Below are 14,640 nucleotides of genomic sequence, written 5' to 3' on the forward strand. Positions count from 1 at the left end.
TTCAAACACGGGCCGACTCCCCGGTGGAGGACGGGGGTGCCAGGGGCGCGTCCAGCAGGCGCAGCAGCTGCGCGAGCTGCTGCAGCACCAGCAGACCGTAGCCCAGCGGAATCAGCGACTTGACCAGCCAGCGCAACGGAATGCCGCCGGGGTCTGGCGAGGCCTCGCTGATCGATCGCGACTGCTCCACGTAACCCAGCGACAACCAGATGAACAGCAGGCTCACGGTGATCAGCAGCAGCGCCGAGACCACGTCGACCACCCGCTTGCCCAGCGGGGAGTAGCGCGCGTAGAACAGATCGACGCGCACGTTCTCGCCGCGCTGCAGCGCGTGGCTCATGCCCAGGAGGATGAGGGCGGCCAGCAGGTGCCATTCAAGTTCCTGCGCCCACACCGAGCCGAGGCTGAATGCGTAGCGCAGGAGCACGTTGGTGGCGACCAGGCCGATCATGACCAGCGCGATCCAGGCGGTGAGCCCGCCGATGCGGTCGATGACGCCCTCGATGAAAGCGGCCAGCGGCCGCAGTGCCTTGAGCATGACGCTGTGCCCCGATCAGCCGCGAACCTTGAGGTGGTAAGCCTCTTCGCTCACCTCGGTCCAGCGGTCGTACTTGGCCTTGAAGGCGAAGTAGGAGTCGTGCACCTTTTTCGTCAGCGGGTCCTTGATGGCTTCGGCCAGCACCTTGTCGGTCTCCACCTTCAGCGCCTTGATGACGTCGTCGGGCAGCGGACGCGCGATCACGCCCTGGTTCTTCACCAGGTCGTCCATGGCTTCGGAGTTGGCCTTCTGGCACCAGCCTTCGCTGATCACGTTGCAGGCGGCCGAGGCGTTGGTCACGATGGCCTTGAGGTCGGCGGGCAGCTTGTCCCAGGCGGCCTTGTTGATCAGCAGCTCCGACACCGTGGACGACTCGTGCCAGCCGGTGGTGTAGTAGTACTTGGCAGCCTTCTGCAGGCCCAGGCGACGGTCCTGGAACGGGCCGACGAACTCGGCCGCGTCGATCACGCCGCGCTCCAGCGCGGGGAAGATTTCGCCGCCCGGCAGCACCTTCACGTCCACGCCGAGGTTGGCGTAGACCTTGCCGGCCAGGCCGGGGATGCGCATCTTCAGGCCCTTCAAGTCGGCCACGGTCTTGATCTCCTTCTTGAACCAGCCGGTCATCTGCACGCCGGTGTTGCCGCAGGGCAGGGCGACCATGCCGAAGGGCGCATAGACCTCGTTCCACAGGTCGATGCCGCCGCCGTCGTACAGCCAGCCGTTCATGCCCTGGAAGTTCATGCCGAAAGGCACGGCGGTGAAGTACTGCGCAGCGGCGGTCTTGCCGGTCCAGAAGTAGGCGTTGGCGTGGTTCATCTCGACCGTGCCGGCGCGCACGGCGTCGAAGCCTTCGAACGCGGGGATCAGTTCACCGGCGCCGAACACCTGGATGTTCAGGCGGCCGTCCGACATCTCGCGGATGCGTTTGGCCAGATCGGTGGCGCTGCCCGGACCGTCCATGTAGAAGGGCGAGCCCTTGCCGTAGGCGCTGGTCATCTTCCAGTTGAAGCGGGCCGACTGCGCGTTGGCAATGACGGGGGCACCGAGCACGCTGCCGGCAACGGCGGCGCGGGTGAGGAACTGGCGGCGGATCAGGGACATGGCGGCACTCCTGTGAGGGGTTGAGGGGTCGGGCGGGGAGGGAAAGGCTGCCGTTTGTAAGGCGGCGTGCTTCCCACTTCGCAAGGCCCATGCCATGTGAAATTCGGTTCCAAGTCGTTGATTTGATTGGTCTCGTCGCCGTTTTGGTTGGCATGCTTCCGAAATGGTGCATGTGGCGGCGAGGGGGATGAGCGGTGCCCGGTGCCGATTGTTCAGTGACCTGGCGTTTCGGTGCCGTTTGTCATCCGATCTGCCGGCTGGGGCTGCGCATGGAAACCACGGCGGCAACCGGAGGCGTCCCCTGGGCACAAACGGTAGCCAGGCCCGCTTTGGTGCGCGCGCACCAAAGCGGGCGTGAGGGCCGGATCGGTCAGAGGCGCGCGCCGCCGCGGCGGTTCTTCACGCGCGTGAGCAGGGTCTTGCAGTCCACTGAGAGGATCTCCGGCCGGTTGAAGATGTGGCGGTGCACGAAGGCCTCGAAGCTCTCGGGGCTCTGCGTGAGCGCATGCACGTGCAGGCTTTTGAGGTCGCTCATGATGTAGAGGCTCACCACCTCGGCGCAGTCGGCGAGCTCTTGCGCAATGCGCTCGATGGCCGCCGGCGCGACCACGATGTCGAGAAAGGTCGAGTTCACCTGCCCCAGCTTCTCGGGGTTGATCACGGCGGCGAACAGCTCGATCACGCCGCTGGCCTGCAGCCCCTGCACCTTGGCGCGCGCATGCGCCCGCGAAATGCCGAGCTGGCGTGCGATGTCGGCAAACGAGGCCCGGCCGTCCTTCACCAGGATGTTGAGCAGGGCGGTGTCGAGCTTGCTGAGCGCGATGTCGGCCGCCTGGGAGGGTGGGTTCTGGGTCATGCCGCAGCCTCAAGCAACTGGCGGGCCAGTGGCTTCGGTGGTCTGCGGGCATGCCCTGCCGTCCGTCGCCTGCATGCCCCCACTGCGCCCATGCCCTGTTCATCACCTGCACACAGGCGTACAACCGCTCTGAGGAAACGGTATGAACAGTATGGTTCGTTTTTTTCAGCTGGCCTCCCTCGCCCTGGCGGGGTTGCTGGTCGCTTCCGCAGCGGTGGCCCGCACCGCCTGCGTGCAGGATCCCGCCCGCGCCCACGAGCTGCGTGTGCTCGATGAAATCCAGATCACCGAGCTGATGGAGCGCTTTGACGTGGTGGCGGCCCCGCAACGGCTGCGCCACATGCTCGCCAGCCTGGTGGAAGCGTCAAGCCGGCTGCGCCAGGGGCCGGCCGTGCACCTGCTGGCCTACCAGGACGCCGAGCTCAACGCCTACGCAGCCGACCACGGCATGATCATCCTCACCAGCGCCATGTGGAGTGCCAGGGAAGCCCTGTCGGACGACGAACTGGCCGCGGTCATGGCGCACGAGCTCGCGCACATCGAGGAGCGCGACTCGTTGGTGGAAGCCTGCGCCAACCTGCAGCGCCTGGGGCAGCCCGCCATGCGCTTTGAAGAGGCCCGCGACCGCATGGCACTCGAGATGTTCAACCCCCGCTCGACCCTGGCCCGCCAGGCGCAGCAGCAACTGCACGCGCAGGAGCACGCCGCCGATGTGCGCGCCATCGAACTGCTGCGCGCGGTGGGCCGTCAACCACAAGCCATGGTGAGCGTGCTGGCCAAGATCCACGGCACCACCCCGTCGGCCCTGAACCTGTTGATGGGCACCACGCACCCGGAGCTGCGTGTGCGGCTGGAGAAGGCGCAGGCGGCGGTGGATGCGGTGAAAGCGCAGGGATCTGGCCTGATCCCGCAGAAGCTCTCTGAACCTTGATGGCGATGGCCGTCACGGACTGTTGGAGATATTGACAACAAGTGATTGGCAGGCCAAACTTCCCCGCATGGGAGCCAAGTTGCTGGTCAGACAGCGGGTCGAAGTTGGCGAGAGCGCTTTCGCCGAACTGGTCGTGTGGGAGCTGCCGCAACCACTGCTGGGTAGCCAGCACAAGTTCAAGTACCGCCTTGCATACGTTGTCCTTGGCGCATGTGTGCTGCGGTACGACAACGAGGCTGGCAAGGGTGATCACCGGCACTGGGGTCGCGAGGAGATCAGCTACCGCTTCACGAGCCCGACGCAATTGATGGCCGATTTCTTTGAAGACATCCAGAGGTACAACCATGACCACGCTGACGATTGACGTGCGTTCGCTGACCGATTCGCTGGCCGACGCTGCGCGTGCCATGCAGACAGGCAAGTCGGTCGGACCTCGGTACAGCTTTTCGTCGCCACAGGCGCTCATGCGAACACTCGGGGGAAAACGGTTCGATCTGATCCAGGCCCTGAGCGGCGCCGGCCCCGTCACCATCCGCGAAGCTGCGCGGCGCGTCGAACGGGATGTGAAGGCCGTGCACAGCGATGTGCAGGCGCTGCTGGCCTGTGGCGTGCTTGACAAGACCGATGACGGCAAGATCGAGTTTCCGTATGACGCGGTGCATGTGGACTTCATGCTGAAGGCGGCGTGACTGTGGGGTGCCCGATCTGCCTGAGCGATGAGTCAACTGAGAGCAGTCATCCAACTCGAGACGCGTTGACCGTTGCCTGCTTCCAATGCGGTGACATTGTTGTTTCGAGAAGTGCTGTTGCCTCGCTGCGCTCTGTGGCAGACCAAAACCGCTGGAAGCTTTCGGCATGGGTTCGCGAGTACGCCCCGTCGATTGTCGTGTCTTCTGACTTAGAGCGGGCATTGGAGAGTGCTGCGCCTTCGTTGACGCACCGCGCAGATCGCATGCTTCGCTGGATCGTCGGTGCATACCCTCCCGGTACAAGCTTCTCTCTGGATGAACTCGGTAAGTAGAAGATATACGACAGTCCTCCTGGCTTGGTAGTGCTTGGGGGCTCATTGATCGCCAGCCCGCTCGTCCCCATCGGCTGGAATAGAACGGTGGAAGAGATGCTGTTCATGGTGATGGAAGTGCTGTGCAATGAACTGGAGCATCTCGTCAGTGAGGACAACCGGAGCTATCAGGTGAGTCCCAAGGGGCTCCTTTATCTGGAGGGCCGTAGAAGCCAAGCTTCGGCGATTGGCTTCTGTGCGATGTGGTTCAGCCCCGAAGTTCAGTCGCTATGGAGTGACGTCATTGAACCAGCCATTCGTGCTTCTGGATATGAACCGCTGCGCATCGACTCGAAACAGCACAACGGAAAAATCGACGACGAAATCATGGCGTCTATCCGTGCTGCGGGATTCGTTGTCTCAGACTTCACTGGCAATCGCGGTGGCGTTTACTACGAAGCCGGCTTCGCGCACGGGTTGGGGTTGCCAGTGATCTTCATGTGTCGTGAGGGCGATGATTTGCATTTCGATGTTCGCCAGTACAACTGCACTTTCTGGACACCCGACAAACTGCAAGACACCCAGGAGCGGTTGAAGAACCGCATTCTTGCCACGCTGGGGCAGGGGCCCTTGCAGCTCCAGTCGTTGGGCCTTCGTCAATCCTGCGCAAGACGCTGGCAGAGTTCTTCCAGCGGCATCGCTTCAATGCCCTGCCCCATCGGATAGACCTCGCTGCCCGGATACACCACCACCTTGTGCTGCGGCCGCAGGTCTTCGCAGGCCGAGTGAAAGCCGCGCTCGACCTTCGGGCTCAGGCTGCGTTTGACTTCCACGGCCCAGAGCGTTCCGTCGGGCTGGCTGAGAAGCAAGTCGATCTCGGCGCCGCCGCTGGTGCGGTAGAAGTGGCCCTGCACCCCCGCGGGCGCGCTGGTCAACAGGTTCTCCACCACCATGCCCTCCCAACTGGCGCCCACCACCGGGTGCGACAGCAGCGTTTCCATGGAGCCGATGTCGAGCAGCGCATGCACCAGCCCACTGTCGCGCACATAGACCTTGGGTGACTTGACCAGTCGTTTGCCCACGTTGGCGTGCCAGGGCTGCAGGCGGCGCACCAGCAGCAGGTCGCAGAGCAGGTCGATGTAGCTGTGGGCGGTTTTTGCGTCCACGCCGAGGTTGCGCGCGAGCTGGGCAAGGTTGAGCAGGCCGCCTTGCTGGTGGGCCAGCATGGTCCAGAAGCGCCGCAGGGTCTCGGCGGCGATGCGCGGGCCCAGTTGCGGGATGTCCCGTTCCAGGTAGGTGCGGATGAAGTTCTGCCGCCAGCGCAGGCTGCGTGTGTCGTCGGGCGCGGTGAAGCTGTCGGGAAAACCACCGCGCAGCCACAGCATGTCGGTCGTGCCTTCGCCGGTTTCGCGGGCGTTCAGTGGGCCGAGTTCCAGGTAGGCGATGCGACCCGCCAGTGTTTCGCCCGATTGCTGCAGCAGGTTCAGCGAGGCCGAGCCCAGAAGCAGGTACAGCCCCTGGCGTCGCCCGTCGCGGCGGGCCTGGTCGATCAAACCGCGCAGCACGGGAAACAGCGCAGGCGTGCGGTGCACTTCGTCAACGATGACCAGCTTGTCCTGGTGCTGCGACAGGTACAGCTCAGGCTCACCCAATCGCGCGCGGTCGCGTTCAGACTCCAGGTCCAGATAGAGGCTGGGCCGCTGCCGTGCCACTTCCAGCGCCAGCGTGGTCTTGCCCACCTGCCTGGGCCCGAGCATGGCAACGAACGGCAGGCATGTGGGCCAGTTCGTCGAGCAGACGGGGGGTGGCTTGGCGGTCAAACATCATTGCAACTATGGAGTTTCATTCCATGATTTGCAAGGATAAATCCTCACGTTTCTGAGCGCGAAAACCTTGCCACCAGCGCCTCACCCCAGGCCCACGGCCCGGTGAGCGTCAGCGTCACGGTGGTCCAGTCACCCTCGGTTTGCACCAGCTGGTCGGCGTCCCACGCACCGCCCTCGTCGAGCGGGCCGCGCGGGCCGGGGCTGTGTTGTTCGGCCCAGGCGAGCACGGCCTGCACTTCCTGCATCACCTCGGGCAACTGCGAGGCTCGCACGCTGGCCATGGCGTCCCAGGTGCCGGTGCCTTCGCCGTCGTCGCTGGTGTCGAAGAGGAGGTATTGAAGCTGCATGCGTCGATTGTCTGTGCCCGACGCCACGAAAAACGGCGCCCGAGGGCGCCGTTGTGAATGACTCAAGCCGGAATCAGGCAGCCGCCTTCACTTTCAGGCGCCAGGCATGCAGCAGCGGCTCGGTGTAGCCGCTGGGCTGTGCCTTGCCCTTGAACACCAGGTCCAGCGCCGCCTGGTAGGCCATGCTGGTCTTGAAGTTGCCGGCCATCTTCTTGTAAAACGGGTCGCCGGCGTTCTGGCCGTCCACCACGGCGGCCATGCGCTCGAAGGTTTGGGTCACTTGCGCTTCGGTCACCACGCCGTGGTGCAGCCAGTTGGCCATGTGCTGGCTGGAAATGCGCAGCGTGGCGCGGTCTTCCATCAGGCCCACGTTGTGGATGTCGGGCACCTTGGAGCAGCCCACGCCCTGGTCGACCCAGCGCACCACATAGCCCAGGATGCCCTGCGCGTTGTTGTCCAGCTCCTGCTGTTTCTCGGCCTCGCTCCAGTTCGGCGTGGCCGTCACGGGCACGGTCAGCAGGCCGGTGAGCAGCACGTCACGCTCCTTGTTCGCGTCGATCTTCTCCAGCTCTTTCTGCACGTCACTCACCAGCACCTGGTGGTAGTGCAGGCTGTGCAGCGTGGCGCCGGTGGGGCTGGGCACCCAGGCGGTGTTGGCACCGGCCTTGGGGTGTGCAATCTTCTGCTTGAGCATCTCGGCCATCAGGTCGGGCATGGCCCACATGCCCTTGCCGATCTGTGCGCGTCCGCGCAGGCCGCAGCTCAGGCCCACCAGCACGTTGTTGCGCTCGTAGCTCTGGATCCAGGCGCTGGTTTTCATGTCGCCCTTGCGCACCATGGGGCCGGCCAGCATGGCGCTGTGCATCTCGTCGCCGGTGCGGTCCAGGAAGCCGGTGTTGATGAAGGCCACGCGGCTCGAAGCCGCGGCAATGCAGGCCTTGAGGTTCACCGAGGTGCGGCGCTCTTCGTCCATGATGCCGAGCTTGACCGTGCTCTCGGGCAGGCCGAGCAGTTGCTCCACGCGGGCAAAGAGTTCGGCGGCAAACGCCACCTCGGCCGGGCCGTGCATCTTGGGCTTGACGATGTAGACCGAGCCCTTGCGCGAGTTGCGGATGGCGTCTTTCTTCGTGCGCTTCAGGTCGTGCAGGGCGATGGTGGTGGTGACCACCGCGTCCATGATGCCTTCGGGAATTTCCTGGCCGTCCGCGCCCCACAGGATGGCCGGGTTGGTCATGAGGTGGCCCACGTTGCGCAGGAACATGAGCGATCGGCCATGCAGGCGGACCTTGCCCTGGCCGCTGGCGGCGGTGTATTCGCGGTCGGCGTTGAGGCCGCGGGTGAAGGTGGTGCCGCCCTTGCTCACCGATTCGGTCAGCGTGGCCTGCAGGATGCCGAGCCAGTTGCTGTAGGCCAGCACCTTGTCTTCAGCGTCCACCGCGGCAATGGAGTCTTCGAGGTCGAGGATGGTGGAGAGCGCGGCTTCCAGCACCAGGTCGCTCACGCCGGCGGCGTCGGTCTTGCCAATCGGCGTGTTGCGGTCGATCTGGATGTCCAGGTGCAGGCCGTTGTGCTTGAGCAGCACCGAGCTGGGGGCCTTCGTCTCACCCTGGTAGCCCACCAGCTGCGCCTTGTCGGCCAGCTTGGCTGACCCGCCTTCGGCCAGGCCCACCACCAGCTCGCCGTCCTTGTTGATCTTGTAACTGGTGGAGCCTACATGCGAGCCCTTCTTCAGCGGCGCGGTGCGGTCGAGCACATGGCGCGCGTATGCAATGACCTTGGCGCCGCGCTTGGGGTTGTAGCCACCCTTCTTGCCGATCTTCTCGCAACCCTTGTCATCCGAGATCACGTCGGTGCCGTACAGCGCGTCGTACAGCGAACCCCAGCGCGCATTGGCGGCGTTCAGCGCATAGCGCGCATTCAGGATCGGCACCACCAGCTGCGGTCCGGCCTGCACCGCCAGCTCGTCGTCCACATTCTTCGTGGTCGCGCGCACCTTCTTGGGCTGCGGCACCAGGTAGCCAATGCCTTCAAGGAAAGAGCGGTACGCCGCCATGTCGGCAATCGGGCCAGGGTGGGCCGCGTGCCAGGTGTCCAGCTCGGTCTGCAGGCGGTCGCGCTCGGCGAGCAGCGCGGCGTTTTGGGGCGCGAGGTCGGCCACGATGGCGTCAAAGCCCGCCCAGAAGGCGGACTCGCTCACGCCGGTGCCGGGCAGCACCTTCTGGTTGATGAAATCGGCGAGCACGGTGGCGACCTGAAGGCCGTGGATCTGGGTGCGTTGTGTCATGGTGGATTCACTGGTGAGGGCTTCGACAGGCTCAGCCCGAACGGGAGGGTGGGGAGGGTGAGAAAAGGAAATCAGTCAAAAAAGGCGAGCACATCGCCCAGCTGGTTGCCGGTGCGGTGGGGCTGGGTGCCGAGCTCTTCAAACGGCAGATTTTGCCGGTTCACCCACAGCGTGCGGTAGCCGTACCAGGTGGCGGCCAGTGCGTCCCAGGCGTTGCTGCTGACGAACACGATCTGCCCGCAGGCCAGGCCGGTGGCTTGTTCGCCCAGTGCGTAGGCCTCGGGGTGGGTCTTGTACTTGCGGATCGGGTCGACGCTGATCACGTGATCGAGCAGACCTTCCAACCCCGCGCTGCGCACCGCAATGCCCAGCATGTCGGGGTCGCCGTTGCTCAGGATGCCGGTGGCCACGCCGCGCTCGCGCAGCGCCTGCAGCACGGCGCGGTTCTCCGGAAAGGCCGAGAGGTGGCGGTACTGGTTCATGAGTCGCGCAGCGCGCTCTTCAAACGCGGGCCAGTTGCTGCGCGCCTCGGGTGCAATGGTCTTGATGGCGTAGGCGAGGGCACTCTGCGTGAGCGCCCAGAACGGCCGGTAGTGCGCGCCGTTGTCGCTGGTGGTCACCAGCCGCGTGTACTCGATCTGCTTGTCGCGCCACAGCGTGGCCAGACGTGAGCCTTGCCCAGGGAAGAGCTGCTCGGCGAGCAGGCCCACGCTGTACACGTCGAAGAGCGTGCCGTAGGCGTCGAAGAGGACTGCGCGGGGTTTTTGCATCCCTGCACTGTATTCCACACTTTCTCAGGCATTAATGACTGCCTTTGGCGAGCATCAGTGACATTTAGGTGCGCAATAAGCGACCAAGCGAGTTCCTCATGGCTTCAACCACAAGGCGAATCGTCTGCTCCAGGTCAACGGGGGAAGGATGGTCGCAAGCTTGTGGAGATGCGCCTTGCCCTCTGCAATCGTCGGCCGGGGACCGGGTGCCGTCTTGCTCGCCTCCAGCATCGAGTAGTGCGCCAGATGTGTCGTCGCCTTCAGCCCCATGGCGGGTCGGCAGTTGGCCGCTGCCACTGCGGTGGACAGGGTTGCGGCCAGCACCAAATCTGCCGGTGTCAGCCCCTGGCGTTGTGCAAACGCCCAGTAGACGGGCTCGAACGTGTCGCGCGCCTGCTGCATCGTCAGGCGCCGCTCATCACAGGAGCCGACTTCAAGACTCTCGACCGTTTCGTCTCCGGAATCACCTCGCGCAGCCATGACCGCAATCAAGTTGAAGCATTCGGGCAGACGAGCGTTCACTTCCTCACTCAAGACGACGGTTCCAGGCTTGACGTCCACACGACCGTCCACTTCCAACCTGTACAGGATGGTGCCTGCCATCCATGCTGAACACGCGAGATAGGTGGCCGCATGCACATTGCCGCCATCGATGAGAGGCTTTCTGATCACAAGATCCAAAGTGTCTGCGGCTTGTCGAATGTGAGAATCGTTCCAATCGCTCATGGTTACTTCCTTCAAAAATGTTGAGTGAGCAGTTCATTTGTTTGATTTTGGTGTTGATCAACGGCAGCGGTGCGGACTCTGCGGCTTGAGTTCCTCTTTCGTCTTCACATTGCGAATCACGATCGTGGCGCCGCGATGTACGGAGCAAAAGCCCGCGAGCACGGTGTAAATACTTCGCCCATCTGCAATCGTGACCATGCCGGTTTTGATCGGCTTTCCCTGCGCATCGGTCGCCTCGAATCCAAAATAGCCCTCGGGCGTGGAGCAGGCGCTTGCAAGCAAAAGTGCAAGTGAAGCGAATGAGGTTTTCAACGTACGCGTCTGGATATATTTGTTCATATGTTTTTCCTTGGTTTTAGAAAATGTTGGAGGGTTTACATAATTCGGTGGTATCCCCGGCGCCCAGCGCCTACCATTCAAAAGATGTTGCCTTTGTGTCCGCCGTACACAAGCGGAAGCCTATTGTTGACGTGGCTTGCCGCCTGTGGTTTGCTCAATCACAATGACCCAATTTCGTTCTTCGGCCTCTCTTTCAAATCGAGCAAAAAGTTCTTTTAGATGCCGTCTCTTGATTGCCGTATTTGATCCGTCCCAGCAAGGCCTTAGTGGCAAAACCAGATAAAATTTCGCCTCCAAAATCCATTCGCCTACGAAAGTGTTAGTGTGAGTTTCATCTTCTGTCCAAGTAATGGACCAAGGAGTGGACTTGGTGATCATTGAGAATCCTTTGCGAGGCTGTTAATGTGCTTTCGAATGGCCCAAGAAACAACGTCGAAGGTATTCAGAATATGCCAAAAATCGGCGATGTGGATTGATTGATGACGGTGGCTATTTCAATTGCTCTTTGTCTTGATTGTTTAGGCAGCGATCGTACCCATCTCTATCGGTTGATTTCATCAAGATTACGGAGTTAAAAAAACTGCGTTTGCTTTGAGTTGTTCCATCCCGTATCGCTGCAAGCCCTTGCAAAGTGATTATTGGCAAAAGCTTGTCGAACGCCTGCAGATGGGTGTGCAAATTGTCCATTTTGATGGCGGCGTGAGAGGTAAATAGATCTAGGTCAGGGTGATCTTCGAATCTTTGTAGCCGCAATAATTCGATGTCAAGCAGATTGAGGTCAAGGCAAATTCCAAGAGCTGACCCACCCCAAATCATCAAACTACTTGTAATGTCTATTAAAGAAACTTCGAGATAGTTTTCTCGAAGCACATCCTTTACTTCAATGATCAGGCCGTGTCTATGCAGGAGTAGGCTATATTGATCGTTTTTCATGCACAATTTGGCGCGCATTTCGTTTTTCTTAAGAAACTCTTGAACGAATGCGATATTGGCTATTTGAACGATTTTCTTGCTGGTGATCATTTGAACCATCCTTTGATTTCGATCCACTGGGTACCGCTGAGATTGATTGGTTTGTAATCGAGCTTCGCAAGATATTGCAGCTCCTGCGCATAGACCCCAAGAGGGCGGCCGGACTTGGCATCGATATACATCCATTTATCCATGGGTATCGTTGCCAGCGCAATATCATCTTGTCTTAATACGGCTTGATCTAAAAATGGCCGATTTATTTTTTCGAAGAATTGGCCGGCTGCAGCTTCTTCAACTTCCTTGCTGACATTCAGCACGTTAAAGCTGCCTGGCCTTGCACCGAAATCGATCGATTCATGTGCGTGCATTTGCTCGTTGATTGCACTATTCATGTCGGACGCAAATCGCCCTAAAACAGTGGTCGTTTTATGCGGATTGGGCGGAATGACTCCTGCAGAGGTTTGTAGACCAACTGGCGAACTGGAGGATCCATCAGCCCAAAAGTTGTTGTCAATCCTTGCTTGGTTCTTGGCTTTCGCTTCAGCTTCGGCCACTACCTTGGCAACCTGCGCACGCTTGACCGCATCGACTGTGACCTTCGCCCCGCCGGTTGTTATCGCAGTCACGCCGCTGCCCAGCGTGATCAGGTCCACCAACGCCTCGCCCCTGACACTGGGGTCTGTGCTGTTGAGCCTTGCGCTCAGATCTGCAGGCAGGCCCGTGATGGCGTTGGCGCTGTCGATCAGTGTCTGCTGCATGCCGTTTTCGGCAATCGCCTGCACGGTCATTGCAATGCCGACAACAGCACCCGCCAGCATCCCTGGGGGCGAGATTTTGAGCAGACCCTTGCCCACTCCGTGGAGGAAGGGGTTGCCTACCGCCTGCCGGTACTTGAATGCCTGGCTTTGAACGCTTGCACGTTCTGCCGTATCGACCAGATTGCCGAACTGGCCCGTGTAGCTCTTTGATGCGAACTGGATTGCCGCAGTCCAGCTCTGGCAGGCGGCGCTTGCGGGGCTTTGGCACGCTTGATCGATTTGCTGGTCGCGCCAGACATCAAGCCGATTGAGATGATCGATCTCGGCCTGTATTTTCTGACGGCAGGCTGCGTCTGTGCATGCGCGCAGATCACCATGCAATTTCAGACGTCTACTGGCTTCAGCGTGCGTCAGAAAGTTGTTCTGTACCTCGTTGAATGCTGCGGTAGCGCCTGAGATGCCTCCAGCACCGGCACCCAAGGCGGTGCTCGCTGCGGCCGTGATCACATCCCTCAAGAGGCCTTCAATGCCTGCTTCTTGCAGTGCATTGGCCACCACGGGCGCAGTGAGCGTGCCAGCGGCTGCGCCCGCTGCACCGGCCGCGCCGCCAGTCAACGCGCCGATGGTGGTGTGAGCTAGCAAACGAAGGGTGCCGTTGTCGCCCCAGTTCGACTCCATTTGTTGGGCCTGGGCGAGGAGGTCGGTCCTTCTGTCCGGATCGGGTTCGGCGTTAGCCTGCTCGCGCAAATCGCCAGCCCGTTTCAACTGGGTGGTGGCGTAGTCGCCAACAGCTTTGCTGGCTTGCTTGCCGAACTCGGCGGTGATGGCAATCTGCGCGTTGACCTCATCCTTGACGCGCTCCCTGTCGAAGATCGGCGCGATGCCGCTTTCGGCGTCCCCTGTTCTGGCCTGCGTTTCACCTGCGATACCCGAGATTGCCGAGGCGGTGACCGACGTAGCGGCGCCCTTGTCCGAGCCGATGCCAGCACTGCCCACCGGCCCGGTGGGCGCAACGGCCGACGCCTTTTCCACCGCGGTCTTCGCCGTGCTCTGATCCCCCAGCTTGCCGCTGAGGGACGCGTTCACCGAGTAACCGTCGGCCTGGTACGCAGACTGGTTGTGAATAGCGGAGATCTCAAGCCCGCCCTGGCTGTCGAACCGGTTGGCACCGGCCTCCACCGCCACCTGCGTGCTGGTGATCGCGCCGCCGATCAACGTGGTCTTGCCACGGGTGGTCACGTCAAAGCCGCCGTCGCCTGCGCGGATGGCGCTTTGTTCCCTGACGCTGGCGTAGGTGCTGTCGATTCCGGTCTTGCCGACACCACCACTGACGCTGGACGCGCCGTAGCACAACGGTGGGATGCACAGGCTCACGCCTGCGCTGGCGCTCTCGCTCTTCTCGCTGTAGGTGGCTCGGTCCTGCAGGCTCTCGATGATCAAGTCGCCGCCGATGCTTGCCTGAACATTCGGAGCTGTCACCACGGCGCCGCGCAGCGTGGTGTCCGCGCCCGATTCGAGCTCGACCCGCTGGCCGGCCCGAACGTGGGTGTTGTTGTGGGTGATCTCTTCGTCTTTGCCTTGGCCCTTGCTGCGGCTGGCGTTGACGTTGATGCTGAAGCCTGTCTGTGCGCCGCCCACGTTGAAGCCCATGCCGACGCTGCCGCTCTTGCTGCTGTGGCTGTTGGTCTCACGTGTGGTGCTGGTGGCAGCCAGCAGGTGAATGTCACCTTCGGCCTTGAACCGAGCGGTGTCGCCGGCTTCGACCGAGCTGCCCTGGATGAGAATCGAGCCAGGGTCGGGATGCCCTTCGACAGGCTCAGGGCGAACGGCGGAAGGGATTGCGGTCAGTGTCACATCGCCCCCAGCCACCACGTTGGAGCCGTGCGCGCCTACGCGCACGACCTCGCTGTTGCTCTGGCTCTTGCTGGAGCCGAGATTGATGTTGATGCCGATGCTTGCCGCCGCAGCCGGGTTGTTTGCAATCGACTTCACTGTGTCGACCACCTGCTTGCCCTGCAGGGCCGCCACCGCCAGACCCAGCGCCTGCGTTCTGCCATCGCGGGTGTTGCTCAAGGCTTCGGCGGTGTTGGCCACGCCTTGCAGTGCGTCGATCACTGGGTTGGACAGGCTCAGCGATATACCGCTCTGCTTGAACTTCTCCGCGCTGGTGCTGCGCTCGGTGGTGCGCGCTT

The 14,640-nt window shown here is 61.9% G+C and carries 16 protein-coding genes; 4 read left to right on the plus strand and 12 right to left on the minus strand.

Features of this window, described 5'->3' with window-relative positions:
* Nucleotide 1: 1 nt before the first annotated feature.
* The 3 genes from QUV35_RS05645 to QUV35_RS05655 form a co-directional block, all read right to left on the minus strand.
* Nucleotides 2–538 carry a TRAP transporter small permease subunit gene (locus QUV35_RS05645; RefSeq protein ID WP_300871502.1) on the minus strand — a complete coding sequence of 179 codons (537 nt, stop codon included), beginning with the start codon at nucleotides 536–538 and terminating at the stop codon, nucleotides 2–4.
* 15 nt (nucleotides 539–553) lie between these two features.
* Nucleotides 554–1,639, minus strand: coding sequence for a TRAP transporter substrate-binding protein (gene dctP, locus QUV35_RS05650; RefSeq protein WP_300871503.1), 1,086 nt, complete (start codon nucleotides 1,637–1,639; stop codon nucleotides 554–556).
* A 370-nt stretch (nucleotides 1,640–2,009) separates the two neighbouring features.
* Nucleotides 2,010–2,495 (minus strand): Lrp/AsnC family transcriptional regulator, encoded by a 486-nt coding sequence (locus tag QUV35_RS05655; protein WP_300871505.1) that lies wholly within the window; start codon nucleotides 2,493–2,495, stop codon nucleotides 2,010–2,012.
* A gap of 142 nt (nucleotides 2,496–2,637) precedes the next feature.
* Between QUV35_RS05655 and QUV35_RS05660 the strand changes: the two genes are divergently transcribed.
* The 4 genes from QUV35_RS05660 (at nucleotide 2,638) to QUV35_RS05675 (ending at nucleotide 5,152) form a co-directional block, all read left to right on the plus strand.
* Nucleotides 2,638–3,426, plus strand: a complete 789-nt coding sequence (locus QUV35_RS05660) for a M48 family metalloprotease (RefSeq protein ID WP_300871506.1) — start codon at nucleotides 2,638–2,640, stop codon at nucleotides 3,424–3,426.
* 67 nt (nucleotides 3,427–3,493) lie between these two features.
* Complete coding sequence (locus tag QUV35_RS05665) at nucleotides 3,494–3,790, plus strand: DUF6516 family protein (RefSeq protein WP_300871508.1); 297 nt, start codon at nucleotides 3,494–3,496, stop codon at nucleotides 3,788–3,790.
* Entirely contained in the window at nucleotides 3,771–4,115 is a 345-nt protein-coding gene (locus tag QUV35_RS05670; RefSeq protein ID WP_300871510.1) for a DNA-binding protein, read from the plus strand. The genes QUV35_RS05665 and QUV35_RS05670 overlap by 20 nt, the downstream gene beginning before the upstream one ends.
* A 419-nt stretch (nucleotides 4,116–4,534) precedes the next feature.
* Nucleotides 4,535–5,152: a hypothetical protein gene (locus QUV35_RS05675; protein WP_300871511.1), complete on the plus strand. Its 618-nt coding sequence runs from the start codon at nucleotides 4,535–4,537 to the stop codon at nucleotides 5,150–5,152.
* Here the strand turns inward: QUV35_RS05675 and QUV35_RS05680 are convergent.
* The 9 genes from QUV35_RS05680 to QUV35_RS05720 all read right to left on the minus strand — a co-directional run.
* Nucleotides 5,083–6,183: an ATP-binding protein gene (locus QUV35_RS05680; protein ID WP_300871513.1), complete on the minus strand. Its 1,101-nt coding sequence runs from the start codon at nucleotides 6,181–6,183 to the stop codon at nucleotides 5,083–5,085. The two genes, QUV35_RS05675 and QUV35_RS05680, sit on opposite strands and share 70 nt — an antisense overlap.
* 113 nt (nucleotides 6,184–6,296) lie before the next feature.
* The gene (locus QUV35_RS05685) at nucleotides 6,297–6,599 is read right to left on the minus strand and encodes a hypothetical protein (protein WP_300871515.1); all 303 of its coding nucleotides are present in this window, start codon (nucleotides 6,597–6,599) and stop codon (nucleotides 6,297–6,299) included.
* Nucleotides 6,600–6,672: 73 nt separating this feature from the next.
* A complete protein-coding gene (locus QUV35_RS05690) occupies nucleotides 6,673–8,883 on the minus strand; it encodes a malate synthase G (protein ID WP_300871516.1) in 2,211 nt (736 codons plus the stop codon).
* Nucleotides 8,884–8,954: 71 nt separating this feature from the next.
* Nucleotides 8,955–9,653: a haloacid dehalogenase type II gene (locus QUV35_RS05695; RefSeq protein WP_300871517.1), complete on the minus strand. Its 699-nt coding sequence runs from the start codon at nucleotides 9,651–9,653 to the stop codon at nucleotides 8,955–8,957.
* Nucleotides 9,654–9,749: 96 nt separating this feature from the next.
* On the minus strand, nucleotides 9,750–10,379 hold the full coding sequence (locus QUV35_RS05700; protein WP_300871519.1) for a hypothetical protein: 630 nt from the start codon (nucleotides 10,377–10,379) through the stop codon (nucleotides 9,750–9,752).
* A gap of 57 nt (nucleotides 10,380–10,436) precedes the next feature.
* A complete protein-coding gene (locus QUV35_RS05705; protein WP_300871520.1) occupies nucleotides 10,437–10,718 on the minus strand; it encodes a hypothetical protein in 282 nt (93 codons plus the stop codon).
* A 120-nt stretch (nucleotides 10,719–10,838) separates the two neighbouring features.
* Nucleotides 10,839–11,096, minus strand: a complete 258-nt coding sequence (locus QUV35_RS05710) for a hypothetical protein (protein ID WP_300871521.1) — start codon at nucleotides 11,094–11,096, stop codon at nucleotides 10,839–10,841.
* A 111-nt stretch (nucleotides 11,097–11,207) separates the two neighbouring features.
* Nucleotides 11,208–11,741, minus strand: coding sequence for a hypothetical protein (locus QUV35_RS05715; protein WP_300871523.1), 534 nt, complete (start codon nucleotides 11,739–11,741; stop codon nucleotides 11,208–11,210).
* Nucleotides 11,738–14,640: hemagglutinin repeat-containing protein (locus QUV35_RS05720; RefSeq protein WP_300871524.1), on the minus strand; the 2,903-nt coding region annotated here is incomplete at its 5' end. The genes QUV35_RS05720 and QUV35_RS05715, both read right to left, overlap by 4 nt.

It is taken from the genome of Hydrogenophaga sp., from assembly GCF_030373225.1.
Classification (GTDB): Bacteria; Pseudomonadota; Gammaproteobacteria; order Burkholderiales; family Burkholderiaceae_C; genus Hydrogenophaga.

Excerpts from the sequence above, each read along its gene's own strand:
- QUV35_RS05665 (WP_300871508.1), top strand. The coding sequence starts at position 3,494 with ATGGGAGCCAAGTTGCTGGTCAGACAGCGGGTCGAAGTTGGCGAGAGC.
- QUV35_RS05710 (WP_300871521.1), bottom strand. The coding sequence starts at position 11,096 with ATGATCACCAAGTCCACTCCTTGGTCCATTACTTGGACAGAAGATGAA.
- QUV35_RS05700 (WP_300871519.1), bottom strand. The coding sequence starts at position 10,379 with ATGAGCGATTGGAACGATTCTCACATTCGACAAGCCGCAGACACTTTG.
- QUV35_RS05705 (WP_300871520.1), bottom strand. The coding sequence starts at position 10,718 with ATGAACAAATATATCCAGACGCGTACGTTGAAAACCTCATTCGCTTCA.
- QUV35_RS05680 (WP_300871513.1), bottom strand. The coding sequence starts at position 6,183 with ATGCTCGGGCCCAGGCAGGTGGGCAAGACCACGCTGGCGCTGGAAGTG.
- QUV35_RS05685 (WP_300871515.1), bottom strand. The coding sequence starts at position 6,599 with ATGCAGCTTCAATACCTCCTCTTCGACACCAGCGACGACGGCGAAGGC.
- QUV35_RS05715 (WP_300871523.1), bottom strand. The coding sequence starts at position 11,741 with ATGATCACCAGCAAGAAAATCGTTCAAATAGCCAATATCGCATTCGTT.
- QUV35_RS05645 (WP_300871502.1), bottom strand. The coding sequence starts at position 538 with ATGCTCAAGGCACTGCGGCCGCTGGCCGCTTTCATCGAGGGCGTCATC.
- dctP (WP_300871503.1), bottom strand. The coding sequence starts at position 1,639 with ATGTCCCTGATCCGCCGCCAGTTCCTCACCCGCGCCGCCGTTGCCGGC.
- QUV35_RS05690 (WP_300871516.1), bottom strand. The coding sequence starts at position 8,883 with ATGACACAACGCACCCAGATCCACGGCCTTCAGGTCGCCACCGTGCTC.
- QUV35_RS05695 (WP_300871517.1), bottom strand. The coding sequence starts at position 9,653 with ATGCAAAAACCCCGCGCAGTCCTCTTCGACGCCTACGGCACGCTCTTC.
- QUV35_RS05660 (WP_300871506.1), top strand. The coding sequence starts at position 2,638 with ATGAACAGTATGGTTCGTTTTTTTCAGCTGGCCTCCCTCGCCCTGGCG.
- QUV35_RS05670 (WP_300871510.1), top strand. The coding sequence starts at position 3,771 with ATGACCACGCTGACGATTGACGTGCGTTCGCTGACCGATTCGCTGGCC.
- QUV35_RS05655 (WP_300871505.1), bottom strand. The coding sequence starts at position 2,495 with ATGACCCAGAACCCACCCTCCCAGGCGGCCGACATCGCGCTCAGCAAG.